The organism is Arthrobacter sp. HMSC08H08 (genome assembly GCF_001807575.1).
Taxonomy (GTDB): domain Bacteria; phylum Actinomycetota; class Actinomycetes; order Actinomycetales; family Micrococcaceae; genus Pseudoglutamicibacter; species Pseudoglutamicibacter albus.
Genome location: NZ_KV789376.1, coordinates 238,768 through 256,015, shown reverse-complemented (window position 1 = coordinate 256,015; position 17,248 = coordinate 238,768). Strand labels below are relative to the sequence as shown.

General features: G+C 59.5%; 13 protein-coding genes. 10 read left to right on the top strand and 3 right to left on the bottom strand.

Annotation, left to right across the window (positions count from 1 at the left end):
• The first annotated feature begins 34 nt into the window (after positions 1–34).
• The 6 genes from HMPREF3175_RS02415 to nrdR all read left to right on the top strand — a co-directional run bounded on the left by HMPREF3175_RS02415 (position 35) and on the right by nrdR (position 8,219).
• The gene (locus HMPREF3175_RS02415; RefSeq protein ID WP_035754490.1) at positions 35–673 is read left to right on the top strand and encodes a DivIVA domain-containing protein; all 639 of its coding nucleotides are present in this window, start codon (positions 35–37) and stop codon (positions 671–673) included.
• 196 nt (positions 674–869) lie between these two features.
• On the top strand, positions 870–1,466 hold the full coding sequence (gene lspA / locus HMPREF3175_RS02410; protein ID WP_070490518.1) for a signal peptidase II: 597 nt from the start codon (positions 870–872) through the stop codon (positions 1,464–1,466).
• Positions 1,463–2,380, top strand: coding sequence for an RluA family pseudouridine synthase (locus HMPREF3175_RS02405; protein ID WP_370991808.1), 918 nt, complete (start codon positions 1,463–1,465; stop codon positions 2,378–2,380). The genes lspA and HMPREF3175_RS02405 overlap by 4 nt, the downstream gene beginning before the upstream one ends.
• A 130-nt stretch (positions 2,381–2,510) precedes the next feature.
• Positions 2,511–6,074 carry a DNA polymerase III subunit alpha gene (dnaE, locus tag HMPREF3175_RS02400; RefSeq protein ID WP_141739809.1) on the top strand — a complete coding sequence of 1,188 codons (3,564 nt, stop codon included), beginning with the start codon at positions 2,511–2,513 and terminating at the stop codon, positions 6,072–6,074.
• A gap of 67 nt (positions 6,075–6,141) precedes the next feature.
• Complete coding sequence (hisD, locus tag HMPREF3175_RS02395) at positions 6,142–7,488, top strand: histidinol dehydrogenase (protein ID WP_070490516.1); 1,347 nt, start codon at positions 6,142–6,144, stop codon at positions 7,486–7,488.
• Positions 7,489–7,730: 242 nt separating this feature from the next.
• The gene (gene nrdR, locus HMPREF3175_RS02390; protein WP_035754495.1) at positions 7,731–8,219 is read left to right on the top strand and encodes a transcriptional regulator NrdR; all 489 of its coding nucleotides are present in this window, start codon (positions 7,731–7,733) and stop codon (positions 8,217–8,219) included.
• Positions 8,220–8,299: 80 nt separating this feature from the next.
• Here the strand turns inward: nrdR and map are convergent, their stop codons facing one another.
• Positions 8,300–9,217, bottom strand: coding sequence for a type I methionyl aminopeptidase (gene map / locus HMPREF3175_RS02385; RefSeq protein WP_083285389.1), 918 nt, complete (start codon positions 9,215–9,217; stop codon positions 8,300–8,302).
• Positions 9,218–9,353: 136 nt separating this feature from the next.
• Between map and HMPREF3175_RS02380 the strand changes: the two genes are divergently transcribed.
• The 3 genes from HMPREF3175_RS02380 (at position 9,354) to HMPREF3175_RS02370 (ending at position 14,126) form a co-directional block, all read left to right on the top strand.
• Entirely contained in the window at positions 9,354–9,536 is a 183-nt protein-coding gene (locus HMPREF3175_RS02380) for a hypothetical protein (RefSeq protein WP_035754496.1), read from the top strand.
• Between the two features lie 103 nt (positions 9,537–9,639).
• A complete protein-coding gene (gene glnA, locus HMPREF3175_RS02375; protein WP_035754497.1) occupies positions 9,640–10,980 on the top strand; it encodes a type I glutamate--ammonia ligase in 1,341 nt (446 codons plus the stop codon).
• Positions 10,981–10,988: 8 nt separating this feature from the next.
• Positions 10,989–14,126: a bifunctional [glutamine synthetase] adenylyltransferase/[glutamine synthetase]-adenylyl-L-tyrosine phosphorylase gene (locus HMPREF3175_RS02370; RefSeq protein ID WP_083285387.1), complete on the top strand. Its 3,138-nt coding sequence runs from the start codon at positions 10,989–10,991 to the stop codon at positions 14,124–14,126.
• A 101-nt stretch (positions 14,127–14,227) separates the two neighbouring features.
• On the opposite strand, the gene glnA (HMPREF3175_RS02365) is transcribed toward HMPREF3175_RS02370, so the two are convergent.
• Positions 14,228–15,652, bottom strand: coding sequence for a type I glutamate--ammonia ligase (gene glnA / locus HMPREF3175_RS02365; RefSeq protein WP_070490514.1), 1,425 nt, complete (start codon positions 15,650–15,652; stop codon positions 14,228–14,230).
• A 200-nt stretch (positions 15,653–15,852) separates the two neighbouring features.
• On the opposite strand from glnA (HMPREF3175_RS02365), the gene HMPREF3175_RS02360 reads away from it, so the two are divergent.
• Positions 15,853–16,359: an RDD family protein gene (locus tag HMPREF3175_RS02360; protein WP_070490512.1), complete on the top strand. Its 507-nt coding sequence runs from the start codon at positions 15,853–15,855 to the stop codon at positions 16,357–16,359.
• A 97-nt stretch (positions 16,360–16,456) separates the two neighbouring features.
• On the opposite strand, the gene HMPREF3175_RS02355 is transcribed toward HMPREF3175_RS02360, so the two are convergent.
• Positions 16,457–17,242, bottom strand: a complete 786-nt coding sequence (locus tag HMPREF3175_RS02355) for a DUF4191 domain-containing protein (RefSeq protein WP_035754499.1) — start codon at positions 17,240–17,242, stop codon at positions 16,457–16,459.
• Between the last annotated feature and the right edge of the window lie 6 nt (positions 17,243–17,248).

The following is a 17,248-nucleotide window of genomic DNA, read 5'->3' as shown; positions in this document are numbered from 1 at the left end:
CTGGTGACCGTACCCGAGTAATCGAGGAGATCAGATGGCCCTCACGCCGGATGATGTAGTCAACAAACGCTTCCAGCCAACGAAGTTCCGTGAAGGCTACGACCAGGACGAAGTCGATGACTTCCTGGATGAGGTTGTAGAAGAACTTCGTCGCCTGAATGATGAGAACGCCGAGCTGCGCCGCCAGCTGGCTGAATGCCAGGAAGGAAACGTTGTTCCTGCACCAGTCTCCGCAACCTCGGAGACCGCAGACCACGATGTTCCAGAGCCTGTCATGCCAGTCTCTGCGGCAACCGAGGCAACGTTCCCGGTATCTACGTCTGGCGGTGGCACCGCAGACGAGGCCGCAGGCGTTCTGCAGATGGCCCAGCGCCTCCACGACGAATACGTCAACCAGGGCGCTCAGGAACGCGATCGCATCGTTTCCGAGGCACAGGCTCAGGCGCAGTCGCTTGTCTCTGACGCTGAAGCAGCAGCTAAGAAGACCACCGACGACGCCGAAGAAACCAAGCGTCGCACGCTCGATGATCTTGCACAGAAGAAGAGCATGCTCGAAGACGAGATCGAAGACCTCAAGGCCTTCGAAGCCGATTACCGCGGCCGTCTGCGTAACTACATCGCAGACCAGCTATCTGATCTTGACGGCCAGACCCCAATCTCGGCACAGATCTAAACATCGGCACGACAGTTCTCAGCATCGGCACAGTTCTAAGGACACTGTTCTGATCTAGTTCTAAGCCAGCTTCAAGGCGGTGACCCTGATCAGGGTCACCGCCTTGAACTGTATCTGTAGCCTTATACCTGTGGCTGTAGCTCCATAACTATCGAGCTTTTGAATCCATTTGATTGCCGGCACCAGAAGGGTACCTATGACAACGTCGAAGAGCACCGCATCCCGTGGAGGTCTCGCGATCATCGCGGGCATCATTCTGGTGATCGGTTACGGCTTTGATCAGCTGACCAAGTATTGGGTTGAAACGCAGATGAGAATCGGCGAGATCCGTTGGGTCATCGAGCCGTGGTTTAAGTGGTATTCGATCCGGAACCCGGGTGCGGCGTTTTCGATGGGTGAGGACTTCACATGGGTCTTCACCGTCTTCATGGCGGTGGTTTCCGTGGCGGTAGTGATCACGTTGTTCAAGACACGCTCGCGTTTGTGGACCATCGCTCTTGCTTCGTTGCTCGCCGGAACGCTCGGTAACCTGACGGACCGGCTTTTCCGCCCACCAGCTTTCGGACACGGCCACGTGGTGGACTTCATTTCGGTTGGCAATTTCGCGATCTTCAACATCGCAGACTCCCTGATCACATGCAGCGTGGTCGCGATCGTGTTGTTGATCTGGTGCAACGTGCCGTTGAAGGAGCTGAAAGAACAGAGCTTGAGCGAAAGCAGCTCTAGCGGGGGAAGCTCCAGCGGAGCAAGCCCCAGCGAACGCGGCGAAACAGTCGCTCAGGAGGACGCGTGAGTTACGAATCTGATGCGCGCATCATCACGGTGGCAGGTACGGGACAACGGCTCGATGTGGTGGTCGCTAAAGCCGCAGACGTCTCGCGAACGCTCGCGGCTCAGATGATCCAAGACGGACAGGTGAGCGTGGATGGGCAGCGTGGCTTGAAGTCGATGCGCCCGGACGCCGGTTCTGAGATTACGGTGAGGATCGAAGCGGCTGAAGAAGTGGAGGAACCCGTGCAGGACATCCCGATTGTGTATCAAGACGCCGACCTTGTGGTGATCAACAAACCGGTCGGGGTCGCCGCGCACCCCTCCCCGGGATGGGCGGGGCCGACTGTCACGGGACAGCTGGCACGCCAGGGTATTGCGATCGCAACTTCAGGAGCGCAAGAGCGTGCCGGTATCGTACAGCGCCTCGATGTGGGCACATCGGGGCTCATGGTTGTTGCGAAATCCGAACCCGCCTATGCCGGGCTCAAGCAAGCGTTCAAAGACCGCACGCCGACCAAGATCTATCACGCCGTGGTCCAAGGGCTACCTGATCCGATGGAAGGCACCATCGATGCACCGATTGGCCGGCACCCGAACGCGACGTGGCGTTTCGCTGTAGTCACGGATGGCCGCAACGCCGTGACCCATTACAAGCTTGAAGAGGCATTCGGGATCGCCTCGCTGATGCGGGTCAAACTTGAGACTGGGCGCACCCACCAGATCCGTGTGCATTTCTCCGCGATGGGCCACCCACTCGTGGGGGATCAGCAGTACGGAGCTGACCCGACCGTGGCGGCAAAACTGGGCCTGACGCGCCAGTGGCTGCACGCTAAAGAGTTAGGTTTCACACATCCAGTCACCGGGGAAGAGATGTACCTGGATGCCCCGTATCCGCAGGATCTTGTGGATGCACTCGAGCTTCTGCGTGAAGAGTGAACGCCGCGTAGAAGAAACAGAGCGTAGAAGGAACAGCGCTAGGGGAGCCGCGCCACACTGTTCGGTGATACTTGTGGGTTGATGCCGAGCCGTCCCCGGTAAGGGCCGTAGTGCTGGCTACCATGGTGGTGTGGCTGGAAGTCTTGACGATGGTTTTGTTCACCTGCACACCCACACCGAATATTCGATGTTGGATGGTGCGGCCCGTGTTACTGATCTTTTCGAAGAAGCCCAACGGTTGGGCATGGATTCGATGGCGATCACCGATCACGGCTATCTTTTCGGTGCCTACGATTTCTATCGGAAGGCTAAAGACAAAGGCATCAACCCCATCTTGGGTGTTGAAGCGTATGTGACTCCAGGTACTGCACGTAGCGACCGCACGCGTGTGCAGTGGGGTACGCGTGATCAAAAGGGCGATGACGTCTCCGGTGGTGGCGCTTATACCCACATGACGCTGTGGGCGGAGAATAACGAAGGCTGGTACAACCTCAACAAGGCGGTGTCGAAGGCGTCGCTGGATCAGGTTTTCTCGCGTTGGCCGCGCCTGGACCGTGAACTGATCTCCCAATACTCCAAGGGTGTTATCGCAACAACGGGTTGCCCATCGGGTGAGATTCAGACTCGCTTGCGGCTGGGTCAATACGATGAGGCGCTGCGTGCGGCCGGGGAGTACAAAGACATTTTCGGTGAGGGGAATTATTTCCTCGAGCTCATGGACCACGAGCTCGAAATCGAGCACCGCGTGCGTGGCGATCTGATGCGTCTAGCTAAAGACCTCAACCTGCCGCTGGTTGCGACTAACGACCTTCACTACACGCATGAAGAAGACGCGAAAGCACACGAAGCGCTCTTGGCGATCCAGTCAGGTTCAACCCTGTTGGAGCCCTCGTATGATCAGGGCGGTAAACGTTTCGCGTTCAACGGTTCCAGCTACTACTTGAAGTCACCGCGTGAAATGCGTGAGCTTTTCAGCGAGCTGCCTGAAGCGTGCGATAACACGTTGATGATCGCTGAACGGTGCAAGGTCGATTTTGAGCCATCGATCGGCAAATACATGCCACAGTTCCCGGTCCCGGAAGGGGAGACGGAGCACACGTGGCTGGTCAAGGAGGTTCAGCGCGGCCTGCACTACCGTTATCCGGATGGAGTTCCGGAAGAATCCCAGAAGCAGGCCGAATACGAGCTCGGGATTATCGAGCGTATGGGTTTCCCTGGCTACTTCCTGGTGGTCGCGGACTTCATCAACTGGTCCAAGGACCACGACATCCGTGTGGGGCCTGGGCGTGGGTCGGGTGCGGGCTCGATGGTCGCTTACGCGTTGCGTATTACTGACCTGGACCCGCTTGAGCACGGCTTGATCTTTGAGCGTTTCCTCAACCCGGAACGTGTCTCGATGCCGGACTTCGACGTCGACTTTGACGATCGCCGCCGCGGCGAAACTATCCAGTATGTGATCGAAAAATACGGTGCCGATAAGGTCTCGATGATCGTGACCTACGGTTCGATCAAAACAAAGCAGGCACTCAAGGATGCCTCCCGCGTGCTGGGTCACCCGTTCGCGATGGGCGAGACCCTGACTAAGGCTTTGCCGCCAGCGGTGATGGCTAAAGACATTTCGCTGTGGGACGTAGAGAACCCAGATGCCGCGCGCTACGGCGAGGCCGGCGAATTCCGCGAACTGCTCGAATCTGACCCGGAAGCCCGCAAGGTTTTCGAAACCGCGAAAGGCTTGGAAGGCCTCAAACGCCAGTGGGGTGTGCACGCGGCCGGGGTCATCATGTCTTCGGAACCGATCATCGATGTTGTGCCGATCATGCGTCGCCTCCAAGACGGACAGGTCATCACGCAGTGGGACTACCCGATTTGTGAATCCCTCGGCCTGATCAAGATGGACTTCTTGGGTCTGCGTAACCTCACGATCATCTCTGATGCGATGGAGAACATCCGCCTCAACGGGGGAGAGGTTCCGGACCTTGAACGGCTCGACACCCACAACAAGGCGGCCTATGAGCTGCTGGCTCGAGGCGACACACTCGGTGTTTTCCAGCTCGATGGCGGGCCGATGCGCTCTCTGCTGCGCCTCATGCGTCCAGACAACTTCGAAGACATTTCCGCGGTCATCGCGCTGTACCGTCCAGGCCCGATGGGCGCTAACTCCCACACGAATTATGCGTTGCGTAAAAACGGGCAGCAGGAGATCACCCCGATCCACCCGGAACTGGCTGAACCGCTCGCAGAAATCCTGGATACCACCTACGGTTTGATCGTCTACCAGGAACAGGTTATGGCGATCGCGCAGAAAGTCGCAGGCTATTCGCTGGGCCAGGCAGACCTCTTGCGGCGTGCGATGGGTAAAAAGAAGAAAGAAGAGTTGGATCGCCAGTATCAGGGATTCCATGACGGCATGGTCGAACGTGGCTTCTCCGAGGAGGCGATCACCTCGCTGTGGAACATCCTGCTCCCGTTCTCTGACTATGCGTTCAACAAAGCGCACTCCGCCGCCTACGGACTCGTGTCCTATTGGACCGCCTACTTCAAAGCCAACTATCCGGCCGAATACATGGCCGCGCTGTTGACCTCGGTCGGTACAGATAAAGACAAGATGGCGCTCTACCTCAACGAATGCCACCGGATGGGCATCAAGGTTCTGCAGCCTGACGTCAATGAATCCCAAAACAACTTCGCCCCAGTCGGAAGTGACATCCGCTTCGGGCTCGGTGCGGTCCGTAACGTCGGTAGCCACGTTGTGGAAGCCATCGTGGAGGCCCGCGAAGAAAAGGGACGTTTCGAGTCCTTCTCCGATTTCCTCAACAAAGTCGGCCCGCAAGCGCTCAACAAGCGCACCATCGAATCCCTCATCAAAGCAGGCGCTTTTGACGACCTCGGCCACCATCGCCGTGCATTGACCGCTATCCACGAAGATGCTGTGGATCAAGCGATGGCGCTCAAACGCCACGAGGCCGCACATCAATTCGACTTATTCAGCATGTCCGGGGATGAGAGCCTGGCGAACGCGCTCGATGTTGAAATCCCTGACATTCCTGAATGGGATAAGAAGGAAAAGCTCAGCCTCGAGCGTGAAATGTTGGGCCTCTACGTATCCGACCACCCGCTGCAGGGGCTGGGGGATGCGCTCGGCAGGCTCGCTGACATGCCGATCGCAACCGTGGTCTCCGACCGTGGCCCGCAAGACGGGCACACCATCACGATCGCCGGGATGATCACCAACCTTGAGCGGCGTGTTGCGAAGAACTCGGGCAACCCGTACGCCAAATGTGAGATTGAAGACCTCTCGGGTTCGATCGAGGTCATGTTCTTTGGGCAGGCGTACCAGCCGATCGCGACCTTGTTGGCAGAGGACCTCATCGTGACCGTCAAGGGCCGCTTCCAGCGCCGCGATGACGGGGCGATCTCGATCTCTGCGCAAGAGCTCAAGATCCCAGACATCACCGCTGACGGCGGCTCAGGCCCTTTGCTGGTTCAGATCCCAACACACCAGGCCACCGAGCCGGTGATCCGCCAACTCGGTGACGTCTTGCGAACCCACCCCGGTAAATCCGAAGTGCGGGTCAAACTCATCGGTAGCGCCACGATTGAAACGATGCGGTTGGGTTCCCAATACAAGGTCACCCCGAACGCAGCACTGTTCGGCGACCTCAAGGTGCTCCTAGGGCCGGACTGTCTCATCTAGCTCAGCGGCAGTGTCACACGGTGTGACACATGGGCGCACCGCATGCTTCGGCTCCTAGACTGGGAGGGTGAGCAACGTAGAAGAAACTGATGTCCTCCCACTGATCGATCTGCGTGGAGCCGATGATGCCGGCATCCGCGCTGGCCTGCCCCGTTTGGAGGCCAGCACGAGCATGGAGCATCAGAGCGTTGTCGAAAACATCCTCAAGATGGTGCGCGAAGGCGGCGCTACAGCTGTCACGGCACTGACCGAACAGTTCGATGGGGTCGCCGTTCCTTCCCTTCGCGTTCCGGCTGAGGCGATGGCAAACGCGTTGGCTGGACTCGATGAGAAAGTCCGCCGCGGTCTCGAGGTCGCGATCGAGCGCGCCCGCACGTTCGCCGCTGATCACAAGCCGGGCCCGACCACAACCAACTTTGGCCCTGGCGCGAGTGTCACGATGCGGTGGGAGCCAGTGCGGCGCGTCGGGCTCTATGTCCCGGGTGGTTTGGCGGTCTATCCGTCCTCGGTTGTCATGAATGTGGTGCCTGCGCAAGAGGCAGGTGTTGGTTCGATCGCGCTCGTGAGCCCGCCGGCTAAAGACGGAACGGGGTTGCCGCACCCCACGATTCTTGCTGCCGCGCAGCTTCTGGGGATCCAGGAAGTGTATGCGGTGGGTGGCGCGCAAGCGGTCGGCGCGTTGGCCTATGGTCTAGAAGCTGACGCCGACGCCGGTCTGGATGCCCCGCTCGAGCCGGTCGATTTGATCACCGGGCCGGGCAATGTTTTCGTCGCGACTGCGAAAGCGATGGTCAAAGGCGAAGTCGGTATCGATTCTGAGGCCGGCCCGACCGAGATCGCGATCGTCGCGGACGCCTCCGCCGATCCGAAGATCGTTGCAGCTGATGCGATCTCCCAGGCTGAGCATGATCCGAACGCGGCCAGCGTTATCATCACGTGGGATCCGCAGCTGGTGGATGTGTTCCGCGCCGAGACGCGAGAACGAGCGCAAAAAACAAAGCACGCTGAGCGTGTGTTGACGGCGCTCTCCGGCCCACAGTCCGGCATCGTGCTTGTGGATGACCACGATGCGGCGATCGCTGCCGCGAATCACTATGCCGCCGAGCACCTTGAGCTGCTTACAGAAGACCCAGAAGCAGACGCCGCACTCATCACTCAGGCTGGTGCGGTGTTCTTGGGAACCTATTCGCCGGTGAGCCTCGGGGATTACGCGGCCGGTTCCAACCACGTTCTACCAACCATGGGGACGGCTCGTCACGCGTCCGGGCTGAACGTCACGACCTTCCTCAAGGCCATTCAAGAGATTCGCTATGACCGTGCAGGACTTGCTGAAGTGGCCGAGCATGTTCTGGCGCTCTCTTCCGCAGAAGATCTACCGGCACACGGCGAAGCTGTCACGGCCCGCGAGCTCTGAGTAGCGATAGAGAAGCGCTGGGCCCGCGGTGGAGCTCAGTGACCCCCAACAGCTTCGCTATGAGAACCCTAAGTCCCGTGGGTGTGTTTGTAGCGGATTACTAGATGTAGTAATTACATGTTGGTGATTCACGTAATGCCGGTTATGATTGTGATGCACGTTGCGTGTGTGAAACGAGTGTCTGGACTGTGCAGACCGTTGAGGTGACAGCCTGAGCACTGTTGTGAAGGGAGGTCAGCCGCGTGTTTTGTCCGTTCTGCAGGCATGCTGAATCGCGTGTTGTTGACTCCCGCGCAACCGAAGACGGCTATTCGATTCGTCGTCGCCGCCAATGCAGTTCGTGTGGGCGCCGCTTCACCACGGTAGAGACCGCGAGCCTTTCGGTTGTGAAACGCTCAGGTGTCGCTGAACCTTTCAGCCGCGCCAAGATCGTCTCTGGTGTTTCGAAAGCCTGCCAAGGCCGGCCAGTATCGGAAGACGACCTGGCGATGCTCGCCCAAGAAGTCGAAGAGACAATACGTGCGGAAGGCCGGGCGGAAGTCGATGCGCACCATGTAGGTCTTGCGATCCTTCGCCCGCTACGCCGGCTCGATCAGGTCGCCTACCTGCGGTTTGCATCCGTGTATCAAGGCTTTGAAACCCTCGAAGATTTTGAAGACGCGATCAAAGCGTTGCGGGAAAACCCAGAGACAACGTTGCCTCCACATCAACGTACGCTCTCCGCCACATAAATCTCCGGCGGTGGTTCGGGAGGGGAAGCCCGAACCGCCGCCGGCTCTCTTAAAACACGGCTCCCTAAAACACGGCCGAACTACGGCGTCGGTAGCGTGAGGATATCGGCGCCGTCTTCGGTAACAACCAGCGTGTGTTCAAACTGGGCTGTGCGTTTACGGTCGGCTGTCACCACGGTCCAGCCGTCATCCCATTGTTGCCAGCGGTGCGTACCGAGCGCCAGCATCGGCTCGATCGTGATAACCATGCCAGGCACCATCTCCGTGTCATAAGCGGGTGCGGCATCGTAATGCGGAACAATCAGTCCGGAGTGGAACGCGCCACCTACACCGTGGCCGGTGAAGTCCCGGATCACAGCTAACCCGAACCGCTTGGCATAGACCTCGATGGTCCGGCCGATCACATTGATCTGGCGCCCCGGCTTGACCGCGCGAATACCGCGCATCATGGCCTCGCGTGTGCGCTCAACGAGGTCGCGGGATTCCTGATCCACATCTCCCACAAGGAATGTCGCGTTGGTGTCGCCGTGCATGCCGTCTTTATATGCGGTGATGTCCACGTTGATGATGTCACCGTCCTGGATGACCGTGTCATCAGGGATGCCGTGACAAATAACCTCGTTGAGCGAGGTGCACGTGGACTTAGGGAAGCCCTGATATTCAAGCGTTGAAGGGTACGCGCCGTTCTTGATGAGGAACTCGTGACCGATCGCATCGACCTCATCCGTGGTCATGCCAGGCTTGACCGTCTCACCGATCAGTTGCAGGGCATCAGCGGCAATACGGCCCGCCGCGCGAATCCGTTCGACTTCCTCCGGGGAATAAACATCTCCGCCGTCCCAGGTTTCAGGCCCCGGCTTACCCACGTAGGGAGGGCGCTGAATGTTCCCTGGGACCTTTCGGAGCGCAGAAACCCGGCCTTTCGTCAGATTCCCGATGGGCGCGGTTGCGCGCGAGGAGGAAGCGGACGAAGACGGTGCAGCAGAAGAATCAGTCATGTCACCAGTTTAGGACCCACCTGTGGGGCAGAACCGCGTAATGTGAAGAGGGAAGGTCAAGGCCGCGGCATCAACCATGTTGCGGTGAAGTGGTCCCGGAAGGGGCCGCGCGGCTCATAAGAGAAGGGGGAAGATCATGACACAGAACGCACCGGAAGGCGAATACTGGTTCAACACCTCAACCGGTGAGGTGGAGAAAGGCCCGCAGTCCATCGGGTCCCAGCGGATGGGCCCCTACCGTAGCGCGGAAGAAGCATCACGCGCCTACGAGATCGCGGCAGAACGCACTCGCGAATGGGACGAAGAAGACGAAGACTAGTAATGGGGAGCCAGACCCGCGAAATAGCCCGCTAGGTCCGCGAAGCCCGGGAAGACCCTAGAAAGCCAGCCACGGCAGCAGGCATGCAATGAAGGAGCATTGAGTGAACCGTCAGCAAGACTTCGTCCTCAGAACCATTGAGGAGCGCGATGTCCGATTCGTCAGGTTGTGGTTTACCGACGTTGTGGGCTCGCTTAAATCTGTAGCGCTCGCCCCAGCGGAGGTCGAAGGCGCGTTTCGTGAAGGGCTGGGTTTCGACGGTTCTTCGATCGAAGGGCTTTCCCGGATTTTTGAGTCCGATATGCTCCTGCAACCGGACGCTACAACGTTTCAATTGTTGCCGTGGAGAGGCAACATCGAGCCGACCTCCCGCATGTTCTGTGACATCTTGACCCCCGATGGCGAGCCATCGTTGGCGGATCCGCGCCACGTCTTGAAGCGACAGGTTGAAGAGGCCGCAGACATGGGGTTCACGTGCTATACGCATCCGGAAGTCGAGTTCTACCTGCTGCGCAGCGATGAGATGGACGCCAACGGGCACCCTCAACCGGTCGATTCGGCGAGCTACTTCGACCACGTTGCCGGCGGCATCGCACAAGACTTCCGCCGCAAGGCCGTGACCACGCTCGAAGAAGTCGGTATTTCCGTTGAGTTCTCCCACCACGAATCGGGGCCGGGACAAAACGAGATCGACCTGCGCTACACCGATGTGCTGACCACCGCGGATAACCTCATGACCTTCCGCACCATCATTAAAGAAGTCGCGCTACTGCAAGGTATCTATGCGACGTTCATGCCTAAACCGTTCTCACAACACCCCGGTTCCGGTATGCACACCCATTTTTCGTTGTTTGAGGGTGAACGTAACGCATTCTTTGAAGGTGGCCGGGAATATCAACTCTCCACCACGGCACGCCAGTTCATCGCCGGCGTATTAACTCACGCGCCGGAATTCACTGCGGTCACCAACCAGTTTGTGAACTCCTATAAACGCTTGTGGGGCGGGGGAGAAGCGCCAAGCCACATCTCGTGGGGCCACAACAACCGCTCCGCCCTCGTGCGCGTCCCGCTGTATAAGCCAGACAAGGGCCAATCCGCCCGCGTCGAGTACCGCGGCATCGATTCGGCCGCGAACCCGTATCTGGCCTACGCATGCATCCTGGGTGCTGGACTCAAAGGTATCCGCGATCGATACGACCTCGGCGACCCAACCGAGGAAGACATTTTCTCGCTCACAAGCCGAGAACGCCGCGTGCTTGGCTTGGATCCGTTGCCCTCCACGCTGCATGAAGCGATCCACGTGATGGAGAATTCCGAGCTGGTTGCTGACATCCTGGGCGAGTGGGTTTTCGATGCGCTGCTGCGCAATAAACGAGCCGAATGGGACGAATACCGCCAAGACATTTCCCCGTTTGAACTGCGCCGTTACTTGGGGATGCTGTAGAAGAATCCATGACCCATCCACAAGAGGATAAACATCCATCCACCGTCGAGGCATCCAGCGTTGCCTCTCCCGCGATTGGCTCGTCGACCGTTGACTCTCCCGGCATTGACTCTTCTACCATTGACCGCGCGGTTCGCGCCGCCGGATTCAACGATTCGAAGCGTGCGCGGGCACTGTTGAGGTCTAAAGAGCTCACGAATATCGATCACGTGAGGGTGCTTGAAGCGCTACGGGCTACCGCTGACCCGGACATGGCCTTGCTGAACGTGATCCGGTTACTTGAGCGGGTGCCCTCGCTGGCAGAGACAGTGGAAGATCCGCAACGGAATCAGCCTCTGTTCATGCTCGCTGGCGCCTCAGAGGCACTCATCGACTTCGTGCTGCGCCACCCCGACCAAGCCGAAGCGTTCAGTATTGCCCGGCCAAGTGAATACGAGCCATCGGATCCCAGTGGGTTGCGCGCCAAGATGCTCACCGCCGTCGGCGCTGACCCGCAATCCGATGTTCCGATCGCCGCTGTAGCCGACGACGCCACCGTCGCAGCACTGCGCGTGGCGTATCGAGCGGAGCTTCTGGACACCGCGATGAAAGACGTGTGCGCCGATGACGCCGCAGAGTCGGTGCGGATGGTTGCGGCTGAACTTGCAGACCTCGCGGCCGCGGCCGTTGACGGGGCGCTTGCGATCGCCTACCGGCACGTGGCTGACACGTATCCGGACACCGATGTGACCCAGGTGCGGTTGGCCGTGATCGGGATGGGTAAATGCGGCGCGAGAGAATTGAACTACGTCTCTGACGTTGATGTCATCTATGTGCATTCGGTAGAGGAAGGCGCTGAGACGCAGGCCGTTGAACGCGCCGAGGACATCGCGGCTAACCTCACGAAGGCGATGGGACACATCGTGGGTTCCACCGGCAAGGAACCTGCGTTATGGGAGCTGGATGCCAACCTTCGGCCTGAGGGTCAAGACGGCGCGATGTCACGCACGCTGGCCTCGCACCTGAACTACTACAAGCGCTGGGCGGAGCACTGGGAGTTCCAGGCGCTGCTGAAAGCCAGGCCGATTGCAGGCGATACCGCGCTCGGAGACGAGTACATCGAGGCGATCTGGCCGATGGTGTGGGAAGCCTCTCGCCGCGACGGCTTTGTTGAAGCAGTGCAGAAGATGCGCCAGCGAGTCACAGATAACATTCCGCAAGCCGAGGTTGAGAGGCAGATCAAGCTCGGACCGGGCGGGCTGCGTGACGTCGAGTTCACGGTGCAGCTGCTGCAGCTTGTGCATGGCCGCGTGGACGAGGGGTTACGGGTGCGTGGCACGTTGGAGGCGCTCGATGCGTTAGCAAGCGCTGCCTATATCTCGCGCGATGATGCCCGCCAGTTCAGCGCGGACTACAGGTATTTGCGTAGCTTGGAGCACCGGATTCAGCTGGTTCGGTTGCGGCGTACACACGCGATGCCGAAATCGGAGGCCGAGCAGAGAGCGCTAGCCCGCGGTGTCGCCTCGCCTGATGAGCGGCAGGTTGTGACTGCCGAGAACATGCTGACGGCGTGGCGGAAGATCAAAGCCCGTGTCCGTGGCCTGCATCAGAAGATTTTCTTCAGGCCATTGCTGGCCGCAGCCGCCGGCCTACAGGATGATGAAGTGCGGCTCACCCCGGGGGCCGCTCAAGCGCGTCTGAAGGTTTTGGGCTATGCGGATCCGAAGCAGGCGATGCGCCACATCGAAGCGTTGACCGGCGGGATCTCGCGTACCGCAGCCCTGCAACGGCACTTGCTGCCGGTCATGCTGGAATGGTTTGCCGATGGCGTGAGCCCGGATGCTGGCCTGCTTGGTTTCCGGCGGCTTTCTGACGCGTTGGGTTCAACCCCGTGGTTCATGTCTATGCTGCGTGACTCCCCGGCGGGTGCGGAGCGGTTGTGCCGCATCTTGTCGACGTCGCGGATGGTTGTGGATCTGCTGGAGGTATCGCCGGAGGCGACCGCGTGGCTCGGCAACGACTCTGATTTGCAACCGCGTAGCTGGGAGCGGTTGTGGAAGCAGGTTTCAGCCAAGCTGGATAGGCATGAGGACGCCGCCGATGGCGGTATGCAGTTGGTGAGGACTGCGCGGCGGCGGGAGTTGTTGCGTGTTGCTTTGGCTCATGGTTCTGGGCTGATCGATGTAGAAGAATTAGGCAGGGCGCTGTCAAACGTGGATCAGGCCGCCGTGATGGGGGCTTGGCATGTTGCTCGGCGGCAAGAGGTAGCCGAGCATGGCGAGCTCGCTCAGTTCGCAGTGATTGCGATGGGCCGGCAAGGTGGCGCGGAGATCGGTTACGGCTCTGACCTGGATGCGATGTACGTGTACGAGCCTGTCGAGGGGGGTGACCCTGAGGCGGCTAAACAACAGGCCAACCGTATGGCTTCAGCTTTGGGGCATCTGCTTTCGGGTTCGTTGACGCCACCGATCCTGGCAGAGCACCGGCTGAAGATCGACGTCGATCTACGCCCTGAAGGTAAAAACGGTCCGCTCGTGCGCTCGCTGGACTCCTATGCCGACTATTACGAGAAGTGGGCAGAAACCTGGGAACGGCAGGCTTTGTTGCGTGCCCGCCCGTTCGCAGGCGATGAGGAAGTTGGAGCTAAGTTCGTTGAACTGATCGACCCGGTGCGGTATCAGCACGGCCTCTCAGAAAAGGAACTCCAGGAGATCCGGCGAGTCAAAGCACGTGTTGAGGGAGAGCGGTTGCCGCGCGGAGTGAATCCACGCCGGCACGTGAAGTTGGGGCCAGGCGGTTTGAGCGATGTCGAGTGGCTGGTTCAGTCGATGCAGCTACGTTTCGCTAAACGCTACCCGGGCTTACAGACCACGAACACGTTGGAGGCGTTGCGTGCAGGCCATCACGCCGGGCTCATCAGCCAAGAGGACGCCGAGAGCCTCGAGACCGCCTGGAAGTTAGCGACTGACGTGCGTGCTGCCAACATGGCATGCACGGGCCGGGCCTCGGACTCTTTCCCCTCGAGCCGCTCGGAGATCTCTGCAGTAGCGACGTGGATCGGCTGGGGCAAAGACGCCGGGCCTGAACTGGAAGAAGCGTGGCTACGTGTTGCGCGGCGGGCCCGGCAAGTCTTCGAGGAGCTGTTCTACGGCGAACAGCCACGGTGAAAGCCATGGTAAACAGCGCCGCGGCGAGCAGCGCCGAGCACAGCGGTTAACTGTTGAGGGGCTAGGAACCACATGGTTCCTAGCCCCTCAACATGCCTGGTTTAGAGCGAGTAGTAGAGCTCGTATTCCAGTGCCGTGATGGCAGCCATCATCGGGCGTACGTCGTTTTCGTATTTATCCTCGATCCAGGTTTCGATGAGGTCTTCGGTGAAGACGTCGCCTGCGAGCAAGAATTCGTGGTCTTCACGCAACGCTTCGAGCGCCTCGGAGAGGGTCTCTGGTGCCTTCTGGATGTCTGCGGCTTCCTCTGGTGGGAGCTCGTAGAGGTCCTTATCGATCGGGTCTGCCGGTTCGATGCGGTTACGGATACCGTCCAAGCCCGCCATGAGCTGGGCCGCGAAAGCGAGGTATGGGTTGGAGGAGGCATCCGGTGCACGGAACTCGAGGCGCTTGGCCTTCGGGTTGGATCCGGTGATCGGGATGCGGATACCGGCGGAGCGGTTGCCTTGCGAGTACACCATGTTCACTGGCGCTTCGAAGCCTTTGACGAGGCGTCGGTAGGAGTTCACGGTCGGGTTCGTGAACGCCATGACCGCCGATGCGTGGTGCAGCAGACCGCCGATGTACCAGCGGGCCGTGTCGGAGAGGTTCGCGTAGCCGAGCTCATCGTAGAACAGCGGCTTGCCGTCACTCCAGAGGGACTGGTGGCAGTGCATACCGGAACCGTTGTCGTTCTGCAGCGGCTTCGGCATGAACGTTGCGGTCTTACCCCACTCTTCAGCGACGTTTTTGACCACGTATTTGAACTTCATGAGGTCATCTGCCGCATGCACGAGCGTGTTGAACTCGTAGTTGATCTCTGCCTGGCCTGCCGCACCGACTTCGTGGTGTGCACGCTCAACCTTGAGACCCACATCGGTGAGCTTGAGCGAGATGTCATCCCGCAGGTCAGCTTGCTTATCGTTAGGGGAGACCGGGAAGTAGCCGCCCTTGGTGCGCATCTTGTGGCCAAGGTTTCCGCCTTCTTCCAAAGCGGAGGTGTTCCAAGCAGCTTCTACGGAGTCGACGCTGAACCCGGTGTTGTGCGGTTCAGTCGAGTAGGTGACGTCATCGAAGATGAAGAATTCGGCTTCGGATGCGAAGAAAGCAGTGTCAGCGATACCGGTCGATGCGAGGTAGGCTTCAGCCCGTTCCGCGACGCCGCGTGGATCACGGCCGTACGGCTCGCCCGTGCGTGGATTGACCACCGAGAAGGTCATGACGAGGGTCTTTGCCGCACGGAACGGGTCAACGAACGCGGTCTTGATGTCCGGGATCAGCTGCATGTCCGAATTCGCGATCCCTTCGAAACCGCGGATCGAGGACGCATCGAACAGCTGGCCGTTGACGAAGAAGTCTTCGTCAACCGTCGAGGCCGGCACGTTGAAGTGGTGCTGCATGCCAGGCAGGTCTGTAAACCGAATATCGACGAACTGCACCTCCTCTTGTTCGATGAAGGTCAGTACTTCTTCGGTTGACGTGAACACGTCTGTAGCCTCCTAGGCATGGTGTGTGGTCCGTTGAGAATGAGCGGTCCTCACATCCCAGTTTAGTCAATAACTCGTTCGCCTTGGTGGTTTTGCCGGGGCGGGGGCTTGGTTTTGTGAGATGAACAGGTTTTCACCCATGCAGAAGCCAGGGCGGTTAGGCACAGTGGGCGGTGGGCTCGCCACGTAGAATGAGGCCTATGGCCAAGAAACCCGAGAATGAACGCGAGACCCGCGTCACGCGAGCCGATATCGGTTCGTGGATTAGTGGACCCCCACAAACCCATAACAGCGAATATCCCGGTGCGGGGCTTGGCCGCCCAGAATCTGGCCCTGGCGCGGTGGGGCGCATGGGCCCACGCATCCTGGCTTTGTTGATCGACTGGGGGCTTGCGATGGGCGTGTCTTGGCTCATCAGCCGCGACCAGCTGCCGTGGCTGAACCTTGTGGTGTTCGTGGTCATGACGTTGGTCATGCTCACGATCTTTGGGCGCACCATAGGCCACTGGATTCTAGGCATGCAGGTCCAGCGCCTCGACGGTACCCCAATCTCACCGCTGGACGCCCTGATCCGCACTGTCTTGCTGCTTCTGGTCATCCCTGCCGTGGTGATGGACGCGGACCAGCGAGGTGTTCACGACCGCGTCCGCGGCCTCGTGCTCACTGTGGTTCGCGGCGGGGAGCGCGGCCGCATCGTCCGCAAATAAGCCGATGGCGGTGGAGAGGAAAACTCCACCGCCATCGGCTTATTAGAGGGCAGGACTCCACGCTAGGAGACCAACTGGTTGGCTTCCGAGCTAGCCGTTAATTGCCGCGCAATGCACGGCGGGACATGCGTGGTGGACGGTTAGGGTCCATACCTTTAGGGATAGGTGGCTTGGACAAACGCAAGGTTGAGAGCCGCTGATCAACAGCACGGACTTCCTGACGGGAGATCGATTTAGGCAGGCTCTTCATCGTCTTGGAAACCTCAGGCAACGGAGTCTGGTTCTTACCGGAGCCTGAGTTGATGATCGTTACAGGAACGCCGCGGACCGCGCGCTCAACGTCGCGGCGAACACCCTCAACGAGGGAACGGACCCGGCCGTTAGGGCCTTCCGTGACCAGGACAACACCAGGGCGGCCAATAGCCATGAACACGAGGTCCTGGGTACGAGGAGAGACCGCGACCGGTTCTTCCTTCAAAACCCATCCTCGGCGCAGAACAGACATCGCCGCACCGGCGGCACCGGGGCGGCCTTCGATCTTCTGGAACGCGACCTTCTCACCGCTGCGCGACATGTACAACATCGCGAGCATGAGGCCAATCACGAGGCCGAGGATCAGGAACGTGATCCAGTTCTTCAGCAACCAGCCGATACCGAAACCGATCGCACCGGAACCCAACACGATAGCCAGCATGATCCACGGGAGGGCTGGCTTCGCTTCGCGGGTCATCCGGAAGATTTCACGGATCTGACCGCCGCGTCCCGATTCTTTCTTTTCAGCGCGGGCACGCTTCTTGGCGTCTTTAAGCGCCTGCTTCTCCGCTTTTTGTTGTTCACGCAGCTTCGCGATCTGCTCGCGAGCGTTCTGATCAAGTCTGGCCATAATGCA

Excerpts from the sequence above, each read along its gene's own strand:
- HMPREF3175_RS02415 (WP_035754490.1), top strand. The coding sequence starts at position 35 with ATGGCCCTCACGCCGGATGATGTAGTCAACAAACGCTTCCAGCCAACG.
- lspA (WP_070490518.1), top strand. The coding sequence starts at position 870 with ATGACAACGTCGAAGAGCACCGCATCCCGTGGAGGTCTCGCGATCATC.
- map (WP_083285389.1), bottom strand. The coding sequence starts at position 9,217 with ATGACTGATTCTTCTGCTGCACCGTCTTCGTCCGCTTCCTCCTCGCGC.
- HMPREF3175_RS02380 (WP_035754496.1), top strand. The coding sequence starts at position 9,354 with ATGACACAGAACGCACCGGAAGGCGAATACTGGTTCAACACCTCAACC.
- HMPREF3175_RS02370 (WP_083285387.1), top strand. The coding sequence starts at position 10,989 with ATGACCCATCCACAAGAGGATAAACATCCATCCACCGTCGAGGCATCC.
- HMPREF3175_RS02360 (WP_070490512.1), top strand. The coding sequence starts at position 15,853 with ATGGCCAAGAAACCCGAGAATGAACGCGAGACCCGCGTCACGCGAGCC.
- HMPREF3175_RS02355 (WP_035754499.1), bottom strand. The coding sequence starts at position 17,242 with ATGGCCAGACTTGATCAGAACGCTCGCGAGCAGATCGCGAAGCTGCGT.